23 protein-coding genes are annotated in these 24,994 nt (G+C 63.2%); 16 read left to right on the top strand and 7 right to left on the bottom strand.

All coding sequences use genetic code 11. The annotated features are described in order from the left end of the window. Positions 1-37: 37 nt before the first annotated feature. The 15 genes from C4K39_RS16985 to C4K39_RS17055 all read left to right on the top strand — a co-directional run bounded on the left by C4K39_RS16985 (position 38) and on the right by C4K39_RS17055 (position 17,549). Positions 38-508 (top strand): F0F1 ATP synthase subunit B, encoded by a 471-nt coding sequence (locus C4K39_RS16985; protein ID WP_068576575.1) that lies wholly within the window; start codon positions 38-40, stop codon positions 506-508. Between the two features lie 12 nt (positions 509-520). Beyond that, complete coding sequence (locus C4K39_RS16990; RefSeq protein WP_053137780.1) at positions 521-1,057, top strand: F0F1 ATP synthase subunit delta; 537 nt, start codon at positions 521-523, stop codon at positions 1,055-1,057. A 21-nt stretch (positions 1,058-1,078) separates the two neighbouring features. Beyond that, positions 1,079-2,623, top strand: a complete 1,545-nt coding sequence (atpA, locus tag C4K39_RS16995; protein ID WP_068576573.1) for a F0F1 ATP synthase subunit alpha — start codon at positions 1,079-1,081, stop codon at positions 2,621-2,623. A gap of 50 nt (positions 2,624-2,673) precedes the next feature. Continuing rightward, positions 2,674-3,534: a F0F1 ATP synthase subunit gamma gene (atpG, locus tag C4K39_RS17000; RefSeq protein ID WP_031320767.1), complete on the top strand. Its 861-nt coding sequence runs from the start codon at positions 2,674-2,676 to the stop codon at positions 3,532-3,534. 27 nt (positions 3,535-3,561) lie between these two features. Continuing rightward, complete coding sequence (gene atpD / locus C4K39_RS17005) at positions 3,562-4,938, top strand: F0F1 ATP synthase subunit beta (protein WP_044465897.1); 1,377 nt, start codon at positions 3,562-3,564, stop codon at positions 4,936-4,938. A 45-nt stretch (positions 4,939-4,983) separates the two neighbouring features. Then, entirely contained in the window at positions 4,984-5,409 is a 426-nt protein-coding gene (locus C4K39_RS17010; RefSeq protein WP_011064380.1) for a F0F1 ATP synthase subunit epsilon, read from the top strand. 113 nt (positions 5,410-5,522) lie between these two features. Then, a complete protein-coding gene (gene glmU, locus C4K39_RS17015; protein ID WP_068576571.1) occupies positions 5,523-6,890 on the top strand; it encodes a bifunctional UDP-N-acetylglucosamine diphosphorylase/glucosamine-1-phosphate N-acetyltransferase GlmU in 1,368 nt (455 codons plus the stop codon). Positions 6,891-7,039: 149 nt separating this feature from the next. Continuing rightward, positions 7,040-7,810, top strand: coding sequence for a DeoR/GlpR family DNA-binding transcription regulator (locus tag C4K39_RS17020; protein WP_176719725.1), 771 nt, complete (start codon positions 7,040-7,042; stop codon positions 7,808-7,810). 10 nt (positions 7,811-7,820) lie between these two features. Beyond that, complete coding sequence (gene glmS / locus C4K39_RS17025; RefSeq protein WP_068576569.1) at positions 7,821-9,653, top strand: glutamine--fructose-6-phosphate transaminase (isomerizing); 1,833 nt, start codon at positions 7,821-7,823, stop codon at positions 9,651-9,653. Between the two features lie 304 nt (positions 9,654-9,957). Further along, a complete protein-coding gene (locus C4K39_RS17030; protein WP_068576568.1) occupies positions 9,958-10,278 on the top strand; it encodes a hypothetical protein in 321 nt (106 codons plus the stop codon). 70 nt (positions 10,279-10,348) lie between these two features. Further along, positions 10,349-11,251: a LysR family transcriptional regulator gene (locus C4K39_RS17035; RefSeq protein WP_068576566.1), complete on the top strand. Its 903-nt coding sequence runs from the start codon at positions 10,349-10,351 to the stop codon at positions 11,249-11,251. Between the two features lie 126 nt (positions 11,252-11,377). Continuing rightward, positions 11,378-12,007: a glutathione S-transferase family protein gene (locus tag C4K39_RS17040; protein ID WP_124347037.1), complete on the top strand. Its 630-nt coding sequence runs from the start codon at positions 11,378-11,380 to the stop codon at positions 12,005-12,007. A gap of 21 nt (positions 12,008-12,028) precedes the next feature. Next, positions 12,029-14,071, top strand: coding sequence for a pyridoxamine 5'-phosphate oxidase family protein (locus tag C4K39_RS17045; protein WP_124347038.1), 2,043 nt, complete (start codon positions 12,029-12,031; stop codon positions 14,069-14,071). Between the two features lie 159 nt (positions 14,072-14,230). Beyond that, the gene (locus tag C4K39_RS17050; protein WP_068576560.1) at positions 14,231-15,433 is read left to right on the top strand and encodes a DUF3142 domain-containing protein; all 1,203 of its coding nucleotides are present in this window, start codon (positions 14,231-14,233) and stop codon (positions 15,431-15,433) included. Continuing rightward, positions 15,420-17,549, top strand: a complete 2,130-nt coding sequence (locus C4K39_RS17055) for a hypothetical protein (RefSeq protein ID WP_124347039.1) — start codon at positions 15,420-15,422, stop codon at positions 17,547-17,549. The genes C4K39_RS17050 and C4K39_RS17055 overlap by 14 nt, the downstream gene beginning before the upstream one ends. 181 nt (positions 17,550-17,730) lie before the next feature. Here the strand turns inward: C4K39_RS17055 and C4K39_RS17060 are convergent, their stop codons facing one another. Beyond that, complete coding sequence (locus C4K39_RS17060) at positions 17,731-18,360, bottom strand: LysE family translocator (RefSeq protein ID WP_124347040.1); 630 nt, start codon at positions 18,358-18,360, stop codon at positions 17,731-17,733. 146 nt (positions 18,361-18,506) lie between these two features. Here C4K39_RS17060 and C4K39_RS17065 point away from each other — a divergent pair, with 146 nt between their 5' ends. Further along, positions 18,507-18,980, top strand: coding sequence for an Lrp/AsnC family transcriptional regulator (locus tag C4K39_RS17065; protein WP_124348369.1), 474 nt, complete (start codon positions 18,507-18,509; stop codon positions 18,978-18,980). A 60-nt stretch (positions 18,981-19,040) separates the two neighbouring features. On the opposite strand, the gene C4K39_RS17070 is transcribed toward C4K39_RS17065, so the two are convergent. The 6 genes from C4K39_RS17070 to C4K39_RS17095 are packed head-to-tail and all read right to left on the bottom strand — an operon-like array spanning position 19,041 to position 24,790. Continuing rightward, positions 19,041-19,973 carry a phosphatidate cytidylyltransferase gene (locus tag C4K39_RS17070; protein ID WP_068576553.1) on the bottom strand — a complete coding sequence of 311 codons (933 nt, stop codon included), beginning with the start codon at positions 19,971-19,973 and terminating at the stop codon, positions 19,041-19,043. 1 nt (position 19,974) lies between these two features. Then, on the bottom strand, positions 19,975-20,598 hold the full coding sequence (locus tag C4K39_RS17075; RefSeq protein WP_068576552.1) for a lysophospholipid acyltransferase family protein: 624 nt from the start codon (positions 20,596-20,598) through the stop codon (positions 19,975-19,977). A 9-nt stretch (positions 20,599-20,607) separates the two neighbouring features. After that, positions 20,608-21,063: a hypothetical protein gene (locus C4K39_RS17080; RefSeq protein ID WP_124347041.1), complete on the bottom strand. Its 456-nt coding sequence runs from the start codon at positions 21,061-21,063 to the stop codon at positions 20,608-20,610. Further along, positions 21,053-22,399, bottom strand: coding sequence for a phosphatase PAP2/dual specificity phosphatase family protein (locus C4K39_RS17085; protein WP_124347042.1), 1,347 nt, complete (start codon positions 22,397-22,399; stop codon positions 21,053-21,055). Before C4K39_RS17085 ends, C4K39_RS17080 begins: the two co-directional genes overlap by 11 nt. Beyond that, on the bottom strand, positions 22,399-24,156 hold the full coding sequence (locus C4K39_RS17090; protein WP_124347043.1) for a bifunctional alpha/beta hydrolase/class I SAM-dependent methyltransferase: 1,758 nt from the start codon (positions 24,154-24,156) through the stop codon (positions 22,399-22,401). The genes C4K39_RS17085 and C4K39_RS17090 overlap by 1 nt, the downstream gene beginning before the upstream one ends. 10 nt (positions 24,157-24,166) lie before the next feature. After that, positions 24,167-24,790 (bottom strand): CDP-alcohol phosphatidyltransferase family protein, encoded by a 624-nt coding sequence (locus C4K39_RS17095; protein WP_124347044.1) that lies wholly within the window; start codon positions 24,788-24,790, stop codon positions 24,167-24,169. Positions 24,791-24,994: the final 204 nt, after the last annotated feature.

The raw sequence follows: 24,994 nt of genomic DNA on the forward strand, positions 1-24,994 counted from the left end.
ATTGGTGTGACGGACAACGAACGAGCGAGGTGTTGGCGTGAACATTAATGCAACCCTGATTGGCCAGTCCGTTGCGTTCTTAATTTTTGTACTGTTCTGCATGAAGTTCATTTGGCCTCCGGTCATTGCAGCTCTGCACGAACGTCAAAAGAAGATCGCGGATGGATTGGACGCTGCCAGCCGAGCAGCTCGTGACCTGGAACTGGCCCAAGATAAAGCGGGTCAGCAACTGCGCGAAGCCAAAGCTCAGGCAGCTGAAATCATCGAGCAAGCCAAGAAGCGCGGTTCTCAGATCGTCGACGAAGCCCGTGAACAGGCCCGTGTCGAAGCTGAACGCGTGAAGGCTCAGGCTCAGGCCGAGATCGAACAGGAACTGAACGGCGTCAAAGACGCGCTGCGCGCCCAACTGGGTAGCCTGGCGGTCAATGGTGCAGAGAAGATCCTGGGCGCCACAATCGATCAAAACGCGCACGCAGACCTGGTTAACAAACTGGCTGCTGAAATTTAAGCGAGGGCGATCATGGCAGAACTGACCACGTTGGCCCGACCTTACGCTAAGGCGGCCTTCGAGCACGCTCAGGCCCACCAGCAGCTGGCCTCTTGGTCAGCCATGCTCGGCCTGGCTGCAGCGGTGTCACAAGATGACACCATGCAGCGCGTGCTTAAGGCCCCGCGACTGACGAGCGCAGAAAAGGCCAACACTTTTATCGAAGTGTGTGGCGACAAGTTTGATGCACAGGCACAGAATTTCATTCAGGTTGCCGCCGAAAACGACCGTCTCCTGCTGTTGCCGGAGATCTCCGCTCTGTTCGACCTGTACAAGGCCGAGCAAGAGAAATCGGTGGACGTGGATGTGACCAGTGCGTTCGCATTGAACCAAGAACAGCAAGACAAACTCGCCAAGGTTCTCAGTGCACGGCTCGGCCGGGAAGTGCGACTGCACGCTGCGGAGGATGCCAGCCTGATTGGTGGCGTCGTAATCCGCGCCGGCGACCTGGTTATCGATGGCTCGATTCGCGGCAAACTCGCGAACCTTGCCGAAGCATTGAAATCTTGAGTTTGAAGGGGCAGCAGAGCAATGCAGCAACTCAATCCTTCCGAAATAAGTGAAATTATCAAGGGCCGCATCGAAAAGCTCGATGTGACCTCCCAAGCCCGTAACGAAGGCACTGTCGTCAGCGTATCTGACGGCATCGTGCGGATTCACGGTCTGGCCGACGTAATGTACGGCGAGATGATCGAGTTTCCGGGCGGCGTCTACGGTATGGCCCTCAACCTCGAGCAAGACTCTGTAGGTGCCGTAGTACTGGGCGCATACACCACTCTGGCTGAAGGCATGAGCGCCAAGTGCACCGGCCGCATCCTCGAAGTTCCAGTTGGTAAGGAACTGCTGGGTCGCGTAGTCGACGCACTGGGTAACCCAGTCGACGGTAAAGGTCCGCTGAACAACACCGAGACCGACGCGGTCGAGAAAGTTGCTCCAGGCGTGATCTGGCGTAAGTCGGTAGACCAGCCTGTACAGACTGGCTACAAGGCTGTCGATGCCATGATCCCAGTCGGCCGTGGCCAGCGTGAGCTGATCATCGGTGACCGTCAGATCGGTAAGACCGCTCTGGCGATCGACGCGATCATCAACCAGAAAGACAGCGGCATTTTCTGCGTCTACGTAGCGATCGGTCAGAAGCAATCGACCATTGCCAACGTGGTTCGCAAGCTGGAAGAAAACGGCGCCCTGGCCAACACCATCATCGTGGCCGCCAGTGCTTCGGAGTCGGCTGCACTGCAGTTCCTGGCTCCGTACTCCGGTTGCACCATGGGCGAATACTTCCGCGACCGCGGTGAAGACGCGCTGATCGTTTATGACGATCTGTCCAAGCAGGCTGTGGCTTATCGCCAGATCTCCCTGCTGCTGCGTCGTCCACCAGGCCGTGAAGCCTACCCAGGTGACGTGTTCTATCTCCACTCCCGTCTGCTGGAGCGCGCATCCCGCGTTTCGGAAGAGTACGTAGAGAAGTTCACCAATGGCGCAGTGACTGGCAAGACCGGTTCCCTGACTGCCCTGCCGATCATCGAAACCCAGGCTGGCGACGTTTCCGCGTTCGTTCCGACCAACGTGATCTCCATCACCGACGGTCAGATCTTCCTGGAATCGGCCATGTTCAACTCGGGCATCCGCCCTGCAGTTAACGCCGGTGTTTCGGTATCCCGTGTAGGTGGTGCCGCTCAGACCAAGATCATCAAGAAGCTGTCCGGTGGTATCCGTACCGCCCTGGCTCAGTACCGTGAACTGGCAGCATTCGCCCAGTTCGCTTCTGACCTGGACGAAGCGACCCGTAAGCAACTTGAACACGGTCAGCGCGTTACCGAGCTGATGAAGCAGAAGCAATACGCGCCAATGTCCATCGCTGACATGTCGCTGTCGCTGTATGCCGCTGAGCGTGGGTTCCTGACTGACGTCGAAATCACCAAGATCGGCAGCTTCGAACAAGCGCTGATTGCTTACTTCAACCGCGATCACGCCGACCTGATGGCGAAGATCAACGTGAAGGGTGACTTCAATGACGAAATCGACGCTGGCCTCAAAGCCGGTATCGAGAAGTTCAAGGCCACCCAAACCTGGTAAGCCGCAGCGGGAGCCGCAAGGCTCCCGCTTGCTAACCTGATAGGTGTTACATGGCAGGCGCAAAAGAGATTCGCAGTAAGATTGCGAGCATCAAAAGCACGCAAAAAATTACCAGCGCCATGGAAAAAGTGGCGGTCAGCAAAATGCGCAAGGCACAAATGCGCATGGCTGCTAGCCGTCCTTATGCGGAGCGCATCCGCCAGGTTATTGGTCATCTGGCCAACGCCAACCCGGAATATCGTCACCCGTTCATGATCGACCGCGCCATCAAGCGCGTCGGTTACATCGTGGTGAGCAGTGACCGTGGTCTGTGTGGTGGCTTGAACACCAACCTGTTCAAGGCCCTGGTCAAGGACATGGCGGTAAACCGCGAACAAGGCGTCGAGATCGATCTGTGTGTGGTCGGTAGCAAGGGTGCGGCCTTCTTCCGCAACTTCGGCGGTAACGTCGTTGCAGCTATCAGCCACCTGGGTGAAGAGCCGTCGATCAATGACCTGATCGGCAGTGTCAAGGTGATGCTGGATGCTTACCTGGAAGGCCGGATTGACCGCCTGTCCGTGGTATCCAACAAGTTCGTCAACACCATGACCCAGCAGCCGACCGTGGAGCAGTTGATTCCACTGGAGGCAACCCCGGATCAAGAACTCAAGCACCACTGGGACTATCTCTACGAACCGGATGCCAAGGAGCTGCTGGACGGCTTGATGGTCCGTTACGTGGAGTCGCAGGTCTACCAGGCGGTGGTCGAGAACAACGCAGCTGAACAAGCCGCGCGGATGATCGCAATGAAGAACGCCACCGACAACGCCGGTGATTTGATCAGCGATTTGCAGCTGATCTACAACAAGGCGCGTCAGGCTGCGATCACCCAAGAGATCTCGGAAATCGTCGGCGGCGCTGCCGCGGTTTAACGGTTCAAATATTCAGAGGATCCAGCTATGAGTAGCGGACGTATCGTTCAAATCATCGGCGCCGTTATCGACGTGGAATTTCCACGCGACAGCGTACCGAGCATCTACGACGCCTTGAAGGTTCAAGGCGCCGAAACCACTCTGGAAGTTCAGCAGCAGCTGGGCGACGGCGTGGTTCGTACCATTGCGATGGGCTCCACCGAAGGCCTGAAGCGCGGTCTGGATGTCAACAACACTGGCGCAGCCATCTCCGTACCGGTCGGTAAAGCGACCCTGGGCCGGATCATGGACGTACTGGGCAACCCAATCGACGAAGCCGGCCCGATCGGCGAAGAAGAGCGCTGGGGTATCCACCGCGCCGCTCCTTCCTTCGCAGAACAGGCAGGCGGCAACGACCTGCTGGAAACCGGGATCAAGGTAATCGACCTGGTTTGCCCGTTCGCCAAGGGCGGTAAAGTCGGTCTGTTCGGTGGTGCCGGTGTGGGCAAGACCGTAAACATGATGGAACTGATCCGTAACATCGCCATCGAGCACAGCGGTTATTCCGTGTTCGCCGGTGTGGGTGAGCGTACTCGTGAGGGTAACGACTTCTACCACGAGATGAAGGACTCCAACGTTCTGGACAAGGTTGCCCTGGTCTACGGTCAGATGAACGAGCCACCAGGAAACCGTCTGCGCGTAGCGCTGACCGGCCTGACCATGGCCGAGAAGTTCCGTGACGAAGGTAACGACGTTCTGCTGTTCGTCGACAACATCTACCGTTACACCCTGGCCGGTACCGAAGTATCCGCACTGCTGGGCCGTATGCCTTCGGCAGTAGGCTACCAGCCGACCCTGGCTGAAGAGATGGGCGTGCTGCAAGAGCGCATCACTTCGACCAAGCAAGGCTCGATCACCTCGATCCAAGCGGTATACGTACCTGCGGACGACTTGACCGACCCGTCGCCAGCGACCACCTTCGCCCACTTGGACGCCACCGTCGTTCTGTCCCGTGACATCGCTTCCCTGGGTATCTACCCAGCGGTAGACCCACTGGACTCGACTTCCCGTCAGCTGGACCCGAACGTGATCGGCAACGAGCACTACGAGACCGCTCGCGGCGTTCAGTACGTACTGCAGCGTTACAAAGAGCTGAAGGACATCATCGCGATCCTGGGTATGGACGAGCTGTCGGAAGCCGACAAGCAGTTGGTATCCCGCGCTCGTAAGATCCAGCGCTTCTTGTCGCAGCCGTTCTTCGTGGCTGAAGTCTTCACTGGTTCTCCAGGTAAGTACGTTTCCCTGAAAGACACCATCGCTGGCTTCAAAGGCATCCTCAACGGTGACTACGACCACCTGCCAGAACAAGCGTTCTACATGGTCGGCGGCATCGAAGAAGCGATCGAGAAAGCCAAGAAACTGTAATCCCGGCGCCCGGCAACGGGCGCTAATTTAGGTTGAGGCAAGCAGATGGCTATGACAGTCCATTGCGATATCGTCAGCGCGGAAGGGGAAATCTTCTCCGGTCTGGTGGAGATGGTGGTTGCGCACGGTGAACTGGGTGATCTTGGTATCGCTCTGGGTCACGCACCGCTGATCACCAACCTGAAGCCAGGTCCGATCCGCTTGATCAAGCAGGGCGGGGAAGCCGAGGTGTTCTACATCTCCGGTGGTTTCCTCGAGGTTCAGCCGAACATGGTCAAGGTTCTTGCCGACACCGTGCAACGCGCTGCCGACCTGGACGAAGCCTCCGCTCAGGAAGCCGTCAAGGCTGCTGAGAAGGCCCTGAATGAAAAAGGCGCAGATTTCGACTACGGTTCTGCCGCCGCACGTCTGGCCGAGGCCGCAGCCCAGCTGCGTACCGTCCAGCAAATCCGCAAGAAGTTCGGCGGCTAAGTCGCAGGCTTTTTGTGTGATTGATTAAAAAGGGTAGCCTCGGCTACCCTTTTTATTTTCCGCATTCTCCCCTCTTGGTCACACTCGCGGACCCCCAGGATTGGTAGCCAGTCATGTCTCTCGAAATCGTTATCCTCGCAGCAGGCCAGGGCACTCGCATGCGCTCGGCACTGCCCAAGGTCCTTCATCCAGTCGCTGGCAATTCCATGCTCGGGCATGTTATCCACAGCGCCCGCCAGCTCGACCCACAGCGCATCCACGTGGTGATTGGCCACGGTGCGGATGCGGTACGCGAGCGCCTGGCGGCCGATGACCTGAATTTCGTGCTGCAGGACAAGCAGCTGGGCACGGGGCACGCAGTGGCCCAGGCGGTGCCTTTCATTACTGCCGATACCGTACTGATTCTCTACGGCGATGTGCCGCTGATCGAAGTCGAGACCCTGCAGCGCCTGCTCAAGCAAGCGGGCCCCGAGCAACTGGGCCTGCTCACCGTCGAGCTGGACGATCCTACCGGCTACGGGCGTATCGTGCGTGACGCCAATGGCAAGGTTGCCGCCATCGTCGAGCAGAAGGACGCCAACGAAGCCCAGCGCGCCATCACCGAAGGCAACACCGGCATTCTCGCCGTGCCTGGCAAGCGCCTGGGCGACTGGACCAGCCGTCTTTCCAACAACAACGCCCAGGGCGAGTACTACCTGACCGACGTGATCGCCATGGCGGTCAGCGATGGCCTGCTGGTTGCCACCGAGCAGCCCCTGGACGCCATGGAAGTGCAGGGCGCCAACGATCGCAAGCAACTCTCCGAGCTGGAGCGCCACTACCAGCTGCGCGCTGCCCGCCGCCTGATGGCCCAAGGGGTCACCTTGCGTGACCCGGCACGCTTCGATGTGCGCGGCGAAATCACGGTCGGCCGCGACGTCCTGATCGACATCAACGTGATTCTCGAAGGCCGGGTGGTGATCGAGGACGACGTGGTCATCGGCCCCAACTGCGTGATCAAGGACAGCACCCTGCGCAAGGGCGTGGTGATCAAGGCCAACAGCCATCTCGACGGCGCGGTGATGGGCGAGGGCAGCGATGCCGGTCCGTTCGCCCGCTTGCGTCCTGGCAGCGTGCTGGAAGCCCGTGCCCATGTGGGTAACTTCGTCGAGTTGAAGAACGCCCATCTGGGCCAGGGCGCCAAGGCCGGCCACCTGACCTATCTGGGCGACGCAGTGATCGGCGCGCGCAGCAACATCGGCGCCGGCACCATCACCTGCAACTACGATGGGGTGAACAAGCACAAGACGGTGATGGGCGAAGACGTATTCATCGGCTCCAACAACTCCCTGGTAGCGCCTGTGGATATCTCTTCCGGGGCCACTACCGCCGCCGGTTCCACTATCAACCAGGATGTCGCGCCGGCGCAGCTGGCTGTGGCTCGTGCGCGACAGAAGAACATCGATGGCTGGAAGCGGCCGCAGAAAATCAACAAGGACTGAGGTTATCCACAAGCACGGATGGCCCATGCAGCATCAACCGGCCCCTGCAGCTGAATAGCAAGGGTCGGTTTTTTTTGCGCTCAAGCTTGACGAAGTTTCGATCATAGGGTTTTATTGCCGTCGTTATCTTTCGAATCGAAACTTAAATGATCATATCGAAACGCAATACGCCCCAGCGACGTCACAACATCCTCACCTTGCTCAACGAACAGGGCGAAGTGAGCGTGGACGAGTTGGCCAAGCGCTTCGAAACCTCGGAAGTTACGATTCGTAAGGACTTGGCGGCCCTGGAAAGCAACGGCCTGCTGCTACGCCGTTATGGTGGAGCTATCACCTTGCCCCAGGAATTGGTCAGCGATCTGGGCCAATCGGTGTCCCGCTACAAGCAAGCCATTGCCCGGGCCGCTGTACAGCGCATTCGCGAGCATGCGCGAATCATCATCGACAGCGGCAGTACCACGGCGGCGATGATTCCCGAGTTGGGCCTGCAACCAGGGCTGGTGGTGATGACCAACTCTCTGAATGTGGCCAACGCCCTGAGCGAGCTGGAACACGAGCCAATGTTGTTGATGACCGGTGGTACCTGGGACCCGCATTCCGAGTCCTTCCAGGGACAGGTAGCCGAGCAGGTGCTGCGTTCCTATGACTTCGACCAACTGTTCATTGGCGCCGATGGCATCGATCTGGCCCGCGGTACCACCACCTTCAACGAGCTGCTGGGGCTGAGCCGGGTCATGGCCGAGGTGGCCCGTGAAGTGGTGGTGATGGTCGAGTCCGACAAGATCGGCCGCAAGATTCCCAACCTGGAGCTGCCCTGGAGCAGCATCCATACCCTTATTACCGATGATCGCCTGTCTTCCGAGGCCCGCGACCAGATTCAGGCCCGCGGCATTACTCTGATTTGCGCGGCTGTCAGCTAGGAGAAAAACCATGTGTGGAATTGTTGGCGCCGTTGCTGAACGCAATATCACCGCCATTTTGCTGGAAGGTCTCAAGCGCCTCGAATACCGCGGCTACGACAGCGCAGGCGTGGCGGTTTTCACCAATAGCGGCAAGCTCGAGCGCATGCGCCGTCCGGGCAAGGTCGCCGAGCTGGAACAAGCCCTGGCTGGCGAGCCGCTGATGGGCCGCCTGGGGATCGCCCACACCCGCTGGGCCACCCACGGCGCACCTTGCGAGCGCAATGCCCACCCGCATTTCTCCGGCGATCTGGCGGTGGTGCACAACGGCATCATCGAAAACCACGAAGCCCTGCGCGAACAACTCAAGGCCCAGGGCTACGAGTTCACCTCGGACACCGATACCGAGGTCATCGCCCACCTGCTGAACCACAAGCTCAAGGACCTGGGCGACCTGACCGTGGCCCTCAAGGCTACCGTCAAGGAACTGCACGGTGCCTATGGCCTTGCCGTGATCAGCGCCAGCCAGCCGGATCGCCTGGTCGCGGCCCGTAGCGGCAGCCCGCTGGTGATCGGCCTGGGCCTGGGGGAAAACTTCCTGGCCTCCGACCAGTTGGCCCTGCGCCAGGTCACCGACCGGTTCATGTACCTGGAAGAAGGCGATATCGCCGAGATCCGCCGTGACAGCGTGCAGATCTGGGACATCGACGGCAAGGCCGTGGAGCGCGAGGCGGTGCAGTACCGCGACGGTGCCGAAGCGGCGGACAAGGGCGAATTCCGCCACTACATGCTCAAGGAAATCCACGAGCAGCCATCGGTGGTGCAACGCACCCTGGAAGGCCGCCTGAGCGCCAACCAGGTACTGGTCCAGGCCTTCGGCCCCCAGGCCGCCGAGTTGTTCGCCAAGGTGCGCAATGTACAGATCGTCGCCTGTGGCACCAGCTACCACGCCGGCATGGTCGCCCGTTACTGGCTGGAAGAACTGGCCGGCATTCCCTGCCAGGTGGAAGTGGCCAGTGAGTTCCGCTACCGCAAGGTGGTGGTGCAGCCCGACACCCTGTTCGTGACCATTTCCCAGTCCGGCGAGACCGCCGATACCCTGGCCGCGCTGCGCAACGCCAAAGAGTTGGGCTTCCTCGCCAGCCTGGCGATCTGCAACGTTGGCATCAGCTCCCTGGTGCGTGAATCCGACCTGACCCTGCTGACCCAGGCCGGTCGCGAGATCGGCGTAGCCTCCACCAAGGCCTTCACCACCCAATTGGTGAGCCTGCTGTTGCTGACCCTGTCCCTGGGCCAGGTACGTGGCACCCTGGCAGCCGGTGTCGAAGCCGAACTGGTGGAAGAGTTGCGGCGCCTGCCGATTCGCCTCGGTGAAGCCCTGGCCATGGACAGCGTGGTGGAGAAGACCGCCGAGCTATTCGCCGACAAACACCACACGCTGTTCCTCGGCCGTGGTGCCCAGTACCCGGTGGCGATGGAAGGCTCCCTGAAGCTCAAGGAGATTTCCTATATCCACGCCGAAGCCTATCCGGCCGGTGAGCTCAAGCACGGCCCTCTGGCCCTTGTGGATAACGACATGCCAGTGGTTACCGTGGCGCCGAACAACGAACTGCTGGAGAAGCTTAAGTCCAACCTGCAGGAAGTCCGCGCCCGTGGTGGCGAGTTGATCGTGTTCGCCGACGAGCAGTCGGGCATGACCAACGGCGAAGGCACCCATGTTATCCACATGCCGCACATCCACGATGTTCTCTCGCCAATCCTCTACACCATCCCGTTGCAACTGCTGTCCTACTACGTGGCCGTGCTCAAGGGCACCGACGTCGACCAGCCACGCAACCTGGCCAAATCGGTGACCGTGGAGTGAGTTATCCACAGTCGGGTCTCAACCGGCTGTAGATAACGGCAACTGCCACAACCAAAAGGGAGCCTGTCCAGGCTCCCTTTTTTGTCCATGCGTTTCTACTTCCCTGGGCTTTTTCGCTGAGTCCGACGGCTCCCCGTCGATACGTCCGCTCTGGACAACCCTGGCCACCTGCGTTGTCAAAAGACCTGCTTGAGTGGCGCAGGATCGACTTACGCCGGGTTTTCGAAAAAAATAAGCCACTTCACAGCAGTTGCATCCTGACCTGCACCCAGGTCGATACTTTTATCCAGCGGATGGAAAACCAATGAAGCTTCGCCTGATTCATGGATGGATAATCGTTCTGATCCTGGTTGTCCTGGGGTTGGGGACGCTGACGCCGGTGTTGTCCAACGGCCTGTTGCTGCTGATGGATCGAGACAACTTCATTCCGACGGAGTCCTCCATCTGGACCTTTGAACCGACCCTGATCAACCAGGGTTCTTCTGCCTATTGGCTGTACGGGGAAGATCGTCAGTACTACTTCTACTTTTCCTACGCTGAAAACCAGCCTTATAGGCTGATCGCCAAAAACAACCGGTGCCCGGGATTCCAGCGGCACGACGTGCAGACCTGGTGCGCCCCCTGACGCCATGGCTGTGGATTATGCTGCTGGCTCGTGGTGCCTGTCGGGTGGGCGCCGCCATTCGAGATAGGCCATGGACAGATTTCAGGAAATGCAGGTGTTCGTCTGTGTCGCCCAAGAGCAGGGATTCGCTGCCGCGGCGCGACGCCTGAACCTGTCGGCGGCCAGTGTCACCCGGGCCGTGGCGGCCCTGGAGCAACGCATCGGTACCCAGTTGCTGGTGCGTACCACGCGCAACGTGCACCTGAGCGAAGCCGGGCAACGCTACCTGGAGGACTGCCGGCGCATTCTCGCCGAGGTCCAGGATGCCGAGGCCTCGGCTGCCGGCATCCATGCCCAGCCCCGGGGTCAACTGAGCCTGACCGCGCCGGTGCTGTTCGGCGAACTCTTCGTCACCCCGCTGCTGGTGCGCTACCTGCAACGTTATCCACAGGTCAGCGTCAACGCCCTGTTGGTGGATCGGATGGCCAACATGGTGGACGAGGGCATCGACGTGGCGGTGCGCATCGGCGAGTTGCCGGACAGCGGCCAGCACAGCATTCGCGTCGGTGAGGTACGCCGGGTGATCTGTGCATCTCCGGCGTTCCTGGCCAACCATGGCCGGCCACAACATCCTGACGACTTGCGCCAGGCGCCGGTGATCGCTCCGTCTTCCATTGGCCAGGCGCGCAACTGGCAGTTCAACGTCGCCGGTCGCGCCTTGAGCATCCGCCCCGAGCCGCGGTTGTTGGTGAGCGCGAGCCAGGCTGCCATCAGTGCCGCCAGCCTGGGGCTGGGCCTGACCCGGGTGCTGTCCTATCAAGTGGCCGACAAGGTCGCGGCAGGGCAGCTGGAAATCGTCCTCGAGGCCTTCGAGCAGCCACCCTTGCCCATCCATGTGGTGTACCAGGGCGGGCGCAAGGCGCCGGCGCGGGTGCGCAGCTTCGTCGATTTCGCGGTGCAGGCCCTGCGCGAGCATCCATCGCTCAATCCTTGAGCAAGATTGTTTCACCCAATGAAATGATGGTTTGTGCTTTCTGGTGATTCTGTTGTTTTTGCCCTGGCAGGAAGATAGCCCCTCCAGCGCGGCGCTTCGACCGTGCACCTGCCCGTGGAGTCGTCCATGTCCCAGCCCGCCATCAAGTTCTACAACTTTCCCCGCTCCGGCCATGCGCACCGCGTCGAGTTGATGCTGTCCCTGTTGGAATTGCCGGTCGAAACCATTTTCGTCGACCTGGCCAAGGGCGCCCACAAGCAGCCCGAGTTCCTGGCCCTCAACGCCTTTGGCCAGGTGCCGGTCATTGACGACCAGGGCGTGGTGATCGCTGACTCCAACGCAATCCTGGTGTACCTGGCGCAGCGTTATGGCAACGGCCGCTGGTTGCCCACCGATCCAGTGGGAGCGGCGCAGGTGCAGCGCTGGCTGTCGGTGGCCGCGGGGCCGATCGCCTTCGGACCGGCGGCGGCACGCTTGATCACCGTATTCGGCGCAACCTTCAACCCCGAGGAAGTCATCGCCCGCGCCCATGTCCTGCTCAAGGTCATGGACCAGGAACTGGCCGCCCGGCCGTTCCTGGTCGGCCAGCAGGCGACCATCGCCGATGTCGCCGGCTACAGCTACATCGCCCACGCGCCGGAGGGCAACGTGTCGCTGGCCGACTACCCCCACGTGCGTGCCTGGCTGGCGCGCATCGAAGCCCTGCCGGGTTTCGTCGCCATGCCATCCACGGCAGCGGGCCTGAAAAGCGCCTGAGGCGCCCCGAGGGAGGTTTCCATGAGCACCCAGTCGCCCTGGCACGCCGGTGAACGGCAGTTGCAGGCCCAGGCCGGGGTGGCCGAGCGCATGGAAGCCTTCGGGGCCAAGGTCATCCGCCAGGCCATGCCCGACCAGCATCGGCAGTTCTATCAACAGCTGCCGTTCATCCTGGTGGGCGCGGTGGATGCCGATGGCAGCCCTTGGGCGAGCATTCTCGAAGGGCCGCCCGGTTTTGCCCGCGCCCCGCAGGATACCCGGCTGCGCCTGGACAGCCTGCCGGCCAGCGATGACCCGTTGCAGTTGCACGAGGGCGCGGCGCTGGGCCTGTTGGGGATCGAGCTGCACACCCGGCGGCGTAACCGTCTCAATGGACAGATCGCCACCCTCGACGCCCAGGGGTTCGAGGTGAGGGTGCAGCAGTCCTTCGGCAACTGCCCGCAGTACATCCAGCTGCGCGAGCTGCAACAGGTGCCGCTGGACGATCCAGCCAGCCGCCCGGCCCAGCATCACCAGGGCCTGGACGATGGCGCGCGGGCGCTGATCGCTGCCGCCGACACCTTCTTCGTCGCCAGCTACGTGGACCTGGAGGGCCAGCGTTCGGTGGATGTTTCCCACCGTGGCGGCCAGGCCGGTTTCGTCCGGGTCGAGGGCGATTGCCTGACCATCCCGGATTTCGCCGGCAACCTGCATTTCAACACCCTGGGCAACCTGCTGCTCAACCCTCGGGCCGGCTTGTTGTTCATCGATTTCCACAGCGGCGAGCTGCTGCAGCTCACCGGCTCCACCCAGATCATCCTCGACGGTCCACTGGTCGGCGCCTTCCAGGGGGCCGAGCGGCTGTGGCGGGTCCAGGTGGAGCGCATGGTGCGGCGTCCGGCGGCCTTGTCCCTGCGTGGGCCGTTGCGCGGTGTGTCCCCCAACAGCCTGCTGACCGGCTCCTGGCTCCAGGCCGAGGCGCGCCTGCGGGCCCAGGCCCTGGGCAAGCAATGGCGGCCGCTGCGGGTGGTGCGGATCGAGGATGAAAGCCACAGCATCCGTTCGTTCTATCTGGAACCTGCGGACGGAGCCGGCCTGCCGCCTTTCCTGCCCGGCCAGCACCTGCCTTTGCGGATCGGGCTCGACCCGCAGCCGCTGATCCGCACCTACAGCCTGTCCAGCGCCCCGTCCGATGGATTCCTGCGCATCAGCGTCAAGCGCGAAGGGCGGGTGTCCAGCTACCTGCACGATGGGGTCGAGGTGGGCGACCTGCTGCATGCCAGGGCGCCTCAGGGACAGTTCAGCATCGAGCCCCAAGGGTTGCGACCGCTGGTACTGCTGGCGGCCGGGGTGGGCATCACGCCCTTGCTGTCGATGCTGCGCGAGGTGGTCTACCAAGGCCTGCGTACCCGGCGCATGCGCCCCACCTGGTTGTTCCTGGGCTCGCGTACTCTTGCCGAACAGCCCTTTGCCGAGGAGCTGCGAACCCTCGGTGAGCAAGCCGGGGAGGCGCTGCAGGTACTGCGCCTGCTTAGCCAGCCCGAGGCGACGGCACAGCCGGGCGTGACCTTTGATCGGCAGGGGCGGATCGACACCCGGCTGGTGCTGGAGCATCTGCAACTGGATGACTACGACGCCGTGGATTTCGTGCTGTGTGGTCCCGGTGCCTTCACCCAGGCGTTGTACGACCAGTTGCGGGACCTGGATATCGACGATCGACAGATCCATGCCGAGACGTTCGGTCCCTCGACCCTGCAACGTCGGGCCGACCCAGAGGCGCCAGGATTGCCCCAGCCGCCAGCGGCGACTGAAGCGGTACCGGTGCGTTTCCAGCACTCGGGCCTGGTGCACGACTGGCAACCTGGCAGCGGCAGCCTGCTGCAACTGGCGGAACGCGCCGGCCTGCACCCGGAATTCAGTTGCCGGGGTGGTTCCTGTGGCACCTGCCAGACTCGCCTGCTCAGTGGCCAGGTCAATTATCCACAGCCTCCGGCGCAGGTGCCGGAAGCCGGACAGGTGCTGATCTGCTGCGCGGTTCCCGCTGTTGTGGATAACTTATCTTCACCCCTGGTGCTGGACCTGTAGAGCGAAGAAAAAATCCTCCCCAACGATTGCCGCCAACCCGCCCCCTGCGTAGGCTGACGCGAATTTTGTCGCCGCTGCCGCAGGCTGCGGGTAGTGGTTGCCGGCCTATCGACCCGGTGATGTTCCAGGGTTTTCAGCGTTAAAGGGAATCAACGATCCATGCTCCCCCGGGTTCTGCTCCGTCTCTGCGCCGTATTCCTTTGCGGGCTATTGCTCAGCGCCTGCCGCCAGGAGCAGGCGCCCGCGCTAGATCAGCAGCTGTACATCTGGCAACGGCAGTGGACCCCGGCCCACGCTGCAGCCCTGGCAGGGTCCCGGGCAGACTTTTCCACAGTCCGGGTACTGGCCTTGCAGGCTTTTCCACAGGCTGGCTGGAGCCGGGCGCGGATCGATGCCGATGTGCTGCGCCAGGATGGTCGGCGGCTGATCGCGGTGGTTCGCCTCGATGGGCAATTGCCCTCTCTGAATCAGGACGAGATTCTCTCCCAGGTGCAGCAACTGTTGGCCGATTGGCAAGGGCAGGGCCTGGTCCTGGCCGGCCTGGAGATCGATCACGATGCCGCCACCGCGCGGCTGCCGGGTTATGCCGCGTTGCTGGCGCGGTTGCGAGCCCAGTTGCCGGCCTCTCTGGGGCTGAGCATCACCGCGCTTCCGGCCTGGCTTGGCAGCTCTGAACTGCCGAGGCTGTTGGCCCAGGTCGATAGCAGCGTGCTCCAGGTGCATGCGGTGAGCGACCCGCGCAAGGGCCTGTTCGACCCCGGGCAAGCCGAACAATGGGCCCGACGCTGGGCGCAGGTCACCGACAAACCCTTCTACCTGGCCGTGCCCGCCTATGGCGTGGCCCTGCTGGCTGCCGGCGAGGGCGGGCCGCTGGTGGAGAGCGAGGCGCCCATCGCCCAGCGCGGCGAACGTCGCGAACTGATGGCCGATCCCGAACAACTGAGCCTGTTGGCCAAGACCCTGCGCAACGACCCGCCAGCGCACCTGGCCGGCTTGATCTGGTTTCGCCTGCCGCTCAAGGGCGATGTCCGGGCCTGGAGCCTGGATACCCTCAAGGCGGTGGCCCGGGGCGAGGTCCTGAGCAGTCAGTTGAGCATCGGCCTGAGTGAGCAGGATGGCCTGTTCGACATTCGCCTGGACAATCCGGGCAACCTCGATCGTCCCCTGCCTGAACAACTGTCCCTGGCCGTTGCCCAATGCGACGGATTCGATGGGTTGGGTGGCTATGCCGCCCAACTTCGCGACGGCCAGCTGTTACTGACCCGCCAGCAGACCGGCCGCCTGGCGGCGGGTGGCACCCGGGCCGTGGGTTGGGCCCGCTGTACAAAAATTGACCAAGGAGCTGTGCATGTTCGTCCCTAGATCCCGCCACCTGTTGTGCTTGAGTCTGTTCCTGCCCCTGGCTCCGGCCCTGGCGTGCGGGCCGACTTTCCCCATGCGCCTGCTGGGGGACCGCCCGCAAACCCTGGCCGAACTGCCCGAAGGCAGCTTCAAGTTCGAAGTCAGCCGCCTAGGCCAGGCCATTACCGGGCTCAAGCCGGTGGCCAAGGACGCCTTCAACTCCGACTACAGCCTGCCCGAGAGCTACGAGGTGCAGCAGCGCAACTGGGCGGAACGACAGGGACTGGACGAAGCACAGCGGACCCTGGTCAGCCAGTTGCGCCAGCTCGACGACGGACGCGTCGCCGAGCAGCAGGGCGCCAGCTTGCCGCTCGAGATTCGTCTCTATACCGCCGGGGCGGTGGCTTTCAATGCCGGGGACAGCCAACTGGCATCGGAGTATTTCCGCAAGGTGCTGCAACTGCCTGCCCAGCAGCGGGCGCTGCGCAGTACCTGGGCTGCCTATTCCCTGGGGCGGGCCTTGAGATCCATCCATGAAGAAGCCAACGAACTGGACGAACAAGGCCGGCACGAAACCTTGCAGGCAGCGCGCCAGGCGTTTATCCAAGCCCGGCAATTGAGCATCGACGGCTTCAGCGACCCGCTGGAACTGGGCATCGCCAGCCTGGGCGAAGAGGCTCGCATCCTCAAGGACCAGGGTGACTGGAGCCAGGCCATAGATCTGTATGCCAGCCAGAGCCTGCAGGGCTCGGAGGTCGGCTACAGCTCCCTGAAACAAGTGGTGAACGAGCTGGGCAGCCTGCCGGACGAGCAGTTGCTGGAGCAGCTCAAGAAGCCTGCGGTGGCGCGCCTGCTCACCGCTTCGCTGGTGTCTCACCAGGGCTGGTCCTTTGGCGAAAAGCCGGACTCCGAACGCAACCTGATCAAGCTCTTGAGCCAGGGCACCGCCGGCAGTTTCGACAATGCCGACCGGCTGGCGGCGCTGAATTACCAGAATGGCGATTTCGCCACCACCAAGCTCTTGCTCGAGCACGCCGGCGATGGCGGCCTGGCCTGGTGGCTGCGGGCCAAGATGGCCGTGCGCGACGGCGACAAGGTGGCCGCTGCGGCCGCCTACGCCAAGGCCTCCGCGGCCTTTCCCCGGGATGAGAACTGGGGCTTTCGCGGCGATTACGATGGCAACTATGAAGACCTCAAGCCGGGCTGCCGGGTAGAAGGCGAAAGCGCGGTGCTGGCCCTGGAGCGTGGCGACTACGTGCAGGCGTTCGAGTTGCTCTACCGCAGTGGCGAGATCTACTGGCACGACACGGCGACCGTGGCGGAGCGGGTGCTGACCGTGGATGAACTCAAGCGCTTCGTCGATGCCCAGGTCCCGGCGCCGCCACCGACGCCCAAGCAGGCAGACGACTACTACGAGCATTTGCCGATCGCCGCGCAGCTGCGCGAGCTGCTGGGACGGCGCCTGCTGCGTGAGGGCCGTTACCAGGAAGGCTGGGGCTATTTCGACAGTCCCGAGCGCCAGGCCATTGCCAAGGCCTACGGTGAGTATCGCAGCAGCGCCGAGTCGGCCTGGCTGCCCACCCGCCGTGCCGAGGCCTACTACCAGGCGGGCAAGCTGGCGCGGGCCTCGGGCATGGAGATCCTCGGCTACGAGATGGGGCCGGATTACCACAGCCTCTGGGGCAGCTATAACCTGGAGATCCCACCAGTACAGGCCGGTCCTTTCCTCAGCGCCGACGAAGTGCAGCGCCAGCAGGCCAGTACCGCCGAGCCGGATGTGCGCTACCACTATCGCTACGTGGCCGGGGAGCTGGGCAACCGTGCGGCGGATTACCTGCCACACACCAGCCAGGCCTTCGCCGCGGTGCTGTGCAAGGCCGCGCGCTGGACCCGGGGCTCCGACCTGGAGATCGACTACTACAAGCGCTACGTGGAGCAGGGGCCGTTCGTGGAGTGGGCCGGCAATTTCGGCATGAACTGCCAGGAGCCGGACTTCGGCAGCGCCAACAAGCGCTATGTGACCCAGTGGATCGACGCCACCCGCTCCAGCCTCGGGCAGCACAAGCTGGCCAGCGCTGGTGGCGCGGCGCTCCTGCTGCTGGGCGGCGCCTACCTGATCCGCCGCCGGAAGGCGTAGCCGCGAGGCCCGTTGCGCGATATGCCTGATGGATCGCGGTGCCTGGTTTTACGGGCGCTGCGTACCCGGTCGCAGCCTCGCTGCGCGGGCAGCGGCTACAGATGCTGGGTGTAGCCGCTGCCGCAGGCTGCGCACGGCTCGGCACGAGCCGCCAGGTCAGGTCGTATGGTCTGCGGCCAAATCAGGCTTGCTGGACGAAGGTCAGGCGCAGGGCGAAGCCGATCAGCAGGCTGCCGAACAGCCATTGCTGAAGGCGTTGCGCCGAAGGGCTGCGTTGCATCCAGCGACCCAGCCCGGCGCCGGCCAGGGCGTAGCAGCAGTCGAATAGCCCACCGACGCCCACCAGCAACACGCCCAGGGTGATGAATTGCGGTGCTACCGCCCCGGCCTGGGGATCGACGAACTGCGGCAATAGCACCGAGCAGAACAGCAGGGCCTTGGGGTTCAGCAGGTTGGTCAGCACCCCGCGCTGGATCGCCTGGCGCCAGCGCAAGGGTGTGGCCGCCGTGCCGCTGCCGTCCAGTGCAGGCAGCAGGTTGGCCCGCAGGCATTGGATACCGATCCACAGCAGGTAGGCCGCGCCGGCCAGGCGCACCACATCGAAGGTCCAGGGCGCGGCCTTGAACAGCGCCGCCAGCCCCAGGGCCGCCAGGGCCACGTGACAACCGCGGGAGATGGCCAGGCCGAGGGCCGTGGCCAAGGCCTGGGCCTTGCCTTGGCGGGCGCCGGTCTGCAACAGCAGGATCATGTCGGGGCCGGGCAGCAGGTAGACCACCGCCAGGGCCAGGAAAAACATCCACAGTTGCGCCACGTTGCACCCCCCATTCGTTGTCGAGTCGGTGCCCACAGTTTAGAGCTGGAGGGCAGGGCAGGTGCTTGCGTAATCAACCAGCGTTCACATAAAAATTGGCATAAAGTTCCAGTATTCAGCCAAAGGACCATCCGGATATGCCAACCATGAAACTCGACGCCTACGACCGCAAGATCCTCGCCGCCCTGCAGCGCGACGGCCGCTTGAGCAACGTGCAACTGGCGCAAGAGATTGGCCTGTCGCCATCGCCCTGCCTGCGCCGGGTACGGATGCTGGAGGACGTGGGGGTGATTCGCGGTTACCAGGCCACCCTGGATCGGGACGAAGTGGGGCTTGGGCTGACAGTGTTCGTCGGGGTCAAGGTCGAGCGGCACAACGATGCGGAAGCCGAAGCCTTCCGCCAGGCGGTGTTGCAGTTGCCGGAGGTGATCTCGGCATTCCTGGTCTCCGGCGAGTCGGACTTCCTGCTGCAAGTGGTGGTGCCCGACCTGCGGGGCTACGACCGCTTTCTTACCGGTCATCTGCTGAAGATCCCGGGGGTCAGCGATATCCGCAGCAACTTCGCGATCCACACCGTGAAGACCCCAGGCCCCTTGCCGCTGGGCCACCTGCCGGGCTGACCTGGTTCGTGGCGAGGGTGCTTGCGCACGCTCGCCACAGGGCAAGCTGCTAGTGCCCGGTCAGGTCCACCAGTAGCGCACCAGGTGGAAGAAGATCGGCGCGGCGAAGCACACCGAGTCCAGGCGGTCGAGCATGCCGCCGTGGCCTTCGATCATGTGCCCCCAGTCCTTGACCCCGCGATCGCGCTTGATCGCCGACATCACGATGCCGCCGGCAAAGCCCAACAGGTTGATCAGCAAGGCGATGAAGAACGACTGCCAGATACTGAACGGAGTGATCCACCACAGCGCACCGCCGATCAGCGAGGCCAGCAGGATGCCGCCGACAAAACCCTCGACGGTCTTGGACGGCGACAGGTTGGGAGCGATCTTGCGCTTGCCGAAGAGTTTTCCACAGACGTACTGCAACACGTCCGAAAGCTGCACCACGATCACCAGGTAGGCGATCAGCAGCAGGTTGCGGCCCTCGTAGCCGGCGATGTCCAGGGTCAGCAGGGCCGGGACGAAGGATACGCAGAACACCGCGATCATCAGGCCCCACTGGACCTTGGAGGCGCGCTCCAGGAAGTGCGTGCTGTCGCCGCCCAGGGAAGCGAGGATCGGCAGCAGCAGGAACACGTACACCGGGATGAAGATCGAGAACAGCCCATACCAGTCCGAGTAGATCAGCAGGTACTGCAGGGGCAGGGCCAGGTAGAACGCGGCCACCAGCGCCGGATAATCGCTGCGCCGGGTGGGAGTCAGGGTCAGGAACTCGCGCAGGGCATAGAACGACACGGCATAGAACAGCAGGATCACCGCCGCGGTGCCGAGCCAGAAGGCGATGCCGATCACCAGCACCATCACCCACCAGGCGTTGATCCGCGCGTTGAGGTTGTCGATCACCGGGTTGGGGCTGCCCCGGGTACGCCACTTGAGGATCAATCCGATCAGCGAGGCCAGCACCAGGATGGCGCCAATACCGCCGAACAACATCAGGGTCTGCTTATCCATTTCAGGCGTGCTCCGGAGCCAGGGCCAGCAGCGCGGCGCGGCTGCGTTCGAGAAAGTCTTCCTTGCTTTCGCCGTCTTCCACCGCCAGGGGCGCGCCGAAGCTGATGGTGCACAGCAGCGGCAAGGGCAGGAAACGGCCCTTGGGCATGACCCGGTTGAGGTTGGCGATCCACACCGGGATCACCTCCACCTGTGGATAACGCTTGGCCAGGTGGTACAGGCCGCTCTTGAACGGCAGCAGGCCGTCTTCCGGGTTGCGCGTGCCTTCGGGAAAGATGATCAGGGAGTCGCCGTTTTCCAGGGCCTCGAGCATGGGTTGCAGGGGGTTGTTATCCACAGCCTCCTTGCGCTCGCGATCGATCAACACGCCGTTGAACACGCGGTTGATGATGTAGCGCCGCACGCCGCTTTTCTGCCAGTAGTCGGCGCCGGCCACGGGGCGGGTCAGGCGTCGCAGGGCCGGTGGCAACGAGGCCCAGAGCAGTACGAAGTCGCCGTGGCTGCTGTGGTTGGCGAAGTAGATGCGCTGCACCGCCTCTGGCGCCGAGCCCAGCCACAGGCTGCGGGCGCCGGTAATGCTGCGGGCGGCGGAGGTGATGAGGTTGGCTACCAGGGGTTCGAACATGGGCATTCCTTATCCGGCAAAGACCAGCCAGGGGCTGATCAGAATCACGCTCAATATCACCAGCACTTGGGTCGCCAGTAGCAGTGCCTGGCGGCGCAGCAGGCCAAGAGCACCCTGGCTGCGTTCGTGCCAGGGCCGCCCGCCGCGCTCGGCCGGTTGCAGGCCGAGCGCGCTCAGGGCCTGGTCCAGGGCGCGGGTGCTGTGCTCCAGGGAGGTCGGGGCATCGGCCACCCGTTGGAACAGCTCGGCATCGAAGGCGACGCGTAGCGCCAGGTACTTTTCCACAACCCCCAGCACCACCAGGGCGATGCTCAGTAGCAGGCCACCGAGGGTGACGCTGGCCAGCAGGTACTGGCCCAGGCCATACAAGGCGCCGAGCAGGGTCAGGCCTGTGGATAACTGGTCCAGTGCCTGCCCTCGGCGTAGCAGGCTGGCGACGTTGTACAGCTGCATGTCATTGGGCATGAGGGCTGCTCCTGGCGCTGATCAGGCTTTGCAGGGCTTGGCGGTGGGCCGCTTGCAGGACGATGTGTGGGCGTGCCCGTTGCAGTTGCACGATGGCCCCGTCCACGCTGCTCGCGCGACCGCTGTGCAGCAGCCAGGCGGCCAGTGCCGTGGCACTGCGTGAGTAACCCAGGGCGCAACACACCAGCAGCGGCCCGTGCTGGCGCAGATCCTCGATGGCCTTGGCGGCCTCCAGGCACTGGGCCGGGCTCGGCGCGCACAGGTCCAGCACTGGCAGGCTCCGGTAGGCCGCGAGCGGACGTCCATCCAGGGACAGCTCGGCACACAGGTCGAGTACCGCCGCGAATGGGCTGGCCTGGAGTTCGGCGGGGGTGGGCAGGCGCCCCAGCCAGACGTTATCCACAACCTGGTCCGGCTGTGGATGGTTTCTTGTCCACAACCTCGAGTTGATCCAGGCACCCGCCAGATAAGGCGCCATCAGCCAGCGTGCGGCGGGGCTCAGGCGCCCATCCGCGCGCTTCTGGAAGCCCGCGGCATCCAGCACGGCGTAGTTCACCGCCACCAGCAGCAGGGCCAGCGCCGGCCATAGCAGCCACAGGCCGATGCCGTTCCAGGCAAAGGCCGCCAGGGCCAGCGCCACTGCTGCGAAGGCATAGCGCAGGGCCAACTGGCGGCGCCTTGGGTCATTGCTCAGGCGAGCACTGAACAGCGGGCTGGGGCGATCCAGCGGCCACAGCCAGACGCACAGCCAGCCGGCCAGGGCGCCTGTGGGTACATCGATGAAGTGGTGTTGATAAGTGGTCAGCACCGAAATCCCGATCAGCGCGAACCAGCCATGCACCAGCCAGCGCCAGGCCCCGTGGATATGCCGCGCATAGCAGACCCAGAGCACCACCAGCAGGGCGATGTGCAGGGACGGTGCCTGGTTGAAGGGTTTGTCGAAACCCGCCAGCACCGCGAACAACCAGCCGAACAGCCCGTCCAGTTCCGGCCGGGGGAAGGTGAAGCGCAGCGGCCAGAGCAGGAAGCAACTGACGGCGATCACCTGGGCGCTGAGCAGGCGCAAGGCATGGCGCTTGAGTTCGTCGCGGCTGCGCGGCAGCAGCAATGACAGGCCGTAGAGCAGGTCGATGGACCAGTAGGGGACGATGGTCCAGGCCCAGAACGGCATGTGCCGCTCCCAGTCGAAGACCAGGCTGGCGACGTCGTCGCGCTGCGCAGTGACCCAGGTGGCGAAACCATAGGTGCCGAAGAACAACGGTGCCAGCAACAGCAGCCAGAGCACCGCCGGCTTGAGCAGCCCCGGTTCGCGCGCCGGCAAGGCGCCTGCGCTCATCATTGCACCCGTTGCGCCAGGGACACGCTGAAGATGCCCCATTCATCCACCCGCATCGTTACCTTGCGAAAGCCTGCGGCCTCCACCAGTTGGTCCATCTCTGCCTGGGTGCGGCGGCGCATGACCCAGGCCTGGCCCTCGCGGTGGCTGGTCAGGGCCCGGGCGATCAGCTCCAGCTGCGGGTGCCAGGGCTGGCCGGTGTACACCAGGTAGCCGCCAGGCTCCACGGCGCTGGTCAGGCCGGCCAGGGAGTCGCCCACCATCTGGTTGTCGGCGAACAGCTCGTACAGGCCGGAAACCACCGCCAGGGTCGGCTTGGGGTCCAGGGCAGCGAGATCGTCACGGTCGAAGGCGTTGCCTTTGACGAAGCGCGCGATATCGCCCAGGCCTTTTTCCTGGATCAGGGCACTGCCGTCACGCACGTTGATATCGCTGTAGTCGCGCAGCAGGATCGATTCCGGCAGCGGCGCAACCCCCTGCAGGGCTTCGAGGATGTAGCGGCCGTGGCCGGCGGCAATATCGACGATGCGCACTTCGCTGCCTTGTCCACGCAGCTGTTCCATGGCCAGGCGCAGCAGTTCTTCCACATGCAGCTTGCGCTGGCGAATGCCGCGCCAGCCGATGGAGTTCAGGTAGTTCTGGTCGATCATCCGGCCCAGCGGCGTATGCCCGGTGGGGCGGTTGCGGTAGACGTAGTCCAGGGTGCTGCCGGAGTCGAAACCGGTGTCGAACCCCAGCTTGACCCCCGCCGAGAGCCGGCTGCCCAGGCGCATGCTGGCGCGAGTGGTACGCCAGTACAGGTCGCGCAGGGAGTTGCGTGGCAGCGGCGCGGCCAGGGCCTCGGATTCGGCGCAGGTGACGCCCAGGCGGTCGGCGTCCAGCAGGGCAGGGCGCTGCAAAGGAAGGGTGAAGTTGTGCAGGATGAAGCGCCGGATGCTGGCCATGGCCGGGGCGCGTTCCTTTTCGCCCAGGGTGTCGTGGAAGAAGCCGGGAAGGATGTGTTTTTCCTTGCGCAGGCTGCCCAGGCGCTCGAAGAACTGCTCCTGGGGCTTGCGATGCACCACGAAGTCGGACCCGGAGATCAGCAACTGGGTCGGCACCTGGATCGCCTGGGCATCGGCGACTACCCGATCTGCGGCCTCATACAGCCCCAGCAGGACATTCACCGAAATCGCCTTGGTGATCAGCGGGTCGCTGTCATAGCTCTCGACTCGTTGCGGGTCGTGGCTCAAGAAGCGCGCCTTGACGTAGCTGTTGACGAAGAAATTACCGCGAAAGCGCCGCATCAGGGCCAGGCCGGGACGGGCGAAAGGCACGTAGAGCTTGACCTTGAAGGCCGGGGAGGCCAACACCAGGGAGCGGATCCGCGGTGCATAGTCATGGACCCAGGTGGCGGCGATGACCGCGCCGACGCTCTGGGCCACCACGGCGATGTTGTCCTCGGCGATCTGGTGGGCGCTGCCCAGGTGATCGCAGAACGTCTGCACGTCACGCACGCTGGTGGCGAAGCTTGGACTGTCGCCCCGGGCTCCCGGGGACTGGCCGTGGCCCCGGGCGTCCCAGGCGAAGAAGTCGATGTGGGGCAGGTCCAGCTCGTCCACCAGGTGGGCGATGCGCCCGGAGTGTTCGTGACCCCGGTGGAACAACATCACCGCCTGGCGTGGTTGGTCGGCAGAGACTTCACTGGCTGGCCAGTGGCGGTAAAACAGTTCGACGCCATCATGGGTACGAAACGTCCGGTGCTGAGCTTCGCGCATAGCCATTTCCTTATGCAGAGGGAGCGTTGTTCTGGACTTCTTCGAGGCCCTTTCGGACCCGGTTGATCAGGGTGTAGACCAAGAGTGCGGCGACCAGCGCCAGCACGCCGTTGATCCAGGGAGCACTGAGCCAGCCCAGGGCGATGCCCGTTGCCAGCACGCCAAGGACGAAGGCGCGGTCGCTCTTGCCCATGGGACCGTCGTAGCGCCGGGAAGCACCGACCATGGGGCCCAGCACGCCGGCGTACTCGCTAAATAGCGCCAGCAGGACCACCGCCAGGACCAGCAGCAGGTTGACCTCGGGTAGCAGGGCGAAGGGCAGGATCAGGGCGCTGTCGGCCACCACGTCGCAGAGTTCGTTGAGGTAGGCGCCCAGGCGCGATTGCTGGCCGAACTCCCGGGCCAGCATGCCGTCGATGGCATTGAGCGCCATGCGCAGGATCATCCACAGAGGAATCAGGGCGAATAGCCAGGCGTGGCTGGCGAACAGGGCGATCAGCCCGCCCACCAGCAAGGAGATCACCGCTGCCAGTACGGTGATCTGGTTGGCGGTGGTGCCGTTGTCGTAAAGGCGTTGTACCAACGGCCGCAGCAGGTTCTGAAAGCGCGGTTTGAGCTGGTAGATCGAAAGCATGATGGGACGGTTCCTTGTCGCACACGGTGAGCAGGGCTGGATTATTGCCTTAAATGCCGGAGGGCCGACATCAGAAGTTGCTGCGTTGGAGCAAACAGCGATCTATGTATCTACGACGTGCGCAATAGATGAAAAGGCATGGCTGGCGACGAAAATTTCACTTGAATCGTTATATAGTAACGAATTGTATCCAGATTTTTCGGC

Origin of the sequence: Pseudomonas sessilinigenes (genome assembly GCF_003850565.1) — a bacterium.
GTDB classification, from domain to species: Bacteria; Pseudomonadota; Gammaproteobacteria; order Pseudomonadales; family Pseudomonadaceae; genus Aquipseudomonas; species Aquipseudomonas sessilinigenes.

Excerpts from the sequence above, each read along its gene's own strand:
- C4K39_RS16990 (WP_053137780.1), top strand. The coding sequence starts at position 521 with ATGGCAGAACTGACCACGTTGGCCCGACCTTACGCTAAGGCGGCCTTC.
- atpA (WP_068576573.1), top strand. The coding sequence starts at position 1,079 with ATGCAGCAACTCAATCCTTCCGAAATAAGTGAAATTATCAAGGGCCGC.
- atpG (WP_031320767.1), top strand. The coding sequence starts at position 2,674 with ATGGCAGGCGCAAAAGAGATTCGCAGTAAGATTGCGAGCATCAAAAGC.
- atpD (WP_044465897.1), top strand. The coding sequence starts at position 3,562 with ATGAGTAGCGGACGTATCGTTCAAATCATCGGCGCCGTTATCGACGTG.
- C4K39_RS17010 (WP_011064380.1), top strand. The coding sequence starts at position 4,984 with ATGGCTATGACAGTCCATTGCGATATCGTCAGCGCGGAAGGGGAAATC.
- glmU (WP_068576571.1), top strand. The coding sequence starts at position 5,523 with ATGTCTCTCGAAATCGTTATCCTCGCAGCAGGCCAGGGCACTCGCATG.
- glmS (WP_068576569.1), top strand. The coding sequence starts at position 7,821 with ATGTGTGGAATTGTTGGCGCCGTTGCTGAACGCAATATCACCGCCATT.
- C4K39_RS17030 (WP_068576568.1), top strand. The coding sequence starts at position 9,958 with ATGAAGCTTCGCCTGATTCATGGATGGATAATCGTTCTGATCCTGGTT.
- C4K39_RS17035 (WP_068576566.1), top strand. The coding sequence starts at position 10,349 with ATGGACAGATTTCAGGAAATGCAGGTGTTCGTCTGTGTCGCCCAAGAG.
- C4K39_RS17040 (WP_124347037.1), top strand. The coding sequence starts at position 11,378 with ATGTCCCAGCCCGCCATCAAGTTCTACAACTTTCCCCGCTCCGGCCAT.
- C4K39_RS17045 (WP_124347038.1), top strand. The coding sequence starts at position 12,029 with ATGAGCACCCAGTCGCCCTGGCACGCCGGTGAACGGCAGTTGCAGGCC.
- C4K39_RS17050 (WP_068576560.1), top strand. The coding sequence starts at position 14,231 with ATGCTCCCCCGGGTTCTGCTCCGTCTCTGCGCCGTATTCCTTTGCGGG.
- C4K39_RS17055 (WP_124347039.1), top strand. The coding sequence starts at position 15,420 with ATGTTCGTCCCTAGATCCCGCCACCTGTTGTGCTTGAGTCTGTTCCTG.
- C4K39_RS17065 (WP_124348369.1), top strand. The coding sequence starts at position 18,507 with ATGAAACTCGACGCCTACGACCGCAAGATCCTCGCCGCCCTGCAGCGC.
- C4K39_RS17070 (WP_068576553.1), bottom strand. The coding sequence starts at position 19,973 with ATGGATAAGCAGACCCTGATGTTGTTCGGCGGTATTGGCGCCATCCTG.
- C4K39_RS17075 (WP_068576552.1), bottom strand. The coding sequence starts at position 20,598 with ATGTTCGAACCCCTGGTAGCCAACCTCATCACCTCCGCCGCCCGCAGC.
- C4K39_RS17080 (WP_124347041.1), bottom strand. The coding sequence starts at position 21,063 with ATGCCCAATGACATGCAGCTGTACAACGTCGCCAGCCTGCTACGCCGA.
- C4K39_RS17085 (WP_124347042.1), bottom strand. The coding sequence starts at position 22,399 with ATGAGCGCAGGCGCCTTGCCGGCGCGCGAACCGGGGCTGCTCAAGCCG.
- C4K39_RS17090 (WP_124347043.1), bottom strand. The coding sequence starts at position 24,156 with ATGCGCGAAGCTCAGCACCGGACGTTTCGTACCCATGATGGCGTCGAA.
- C4K39_RS17095 (WP_124347044.1), bottom strand. The coding sequence starts at position 24,790 with ATGCTTTCGATCTACCAGCTCAAACCGCGCTTTCAGAACCTGCTGCGG.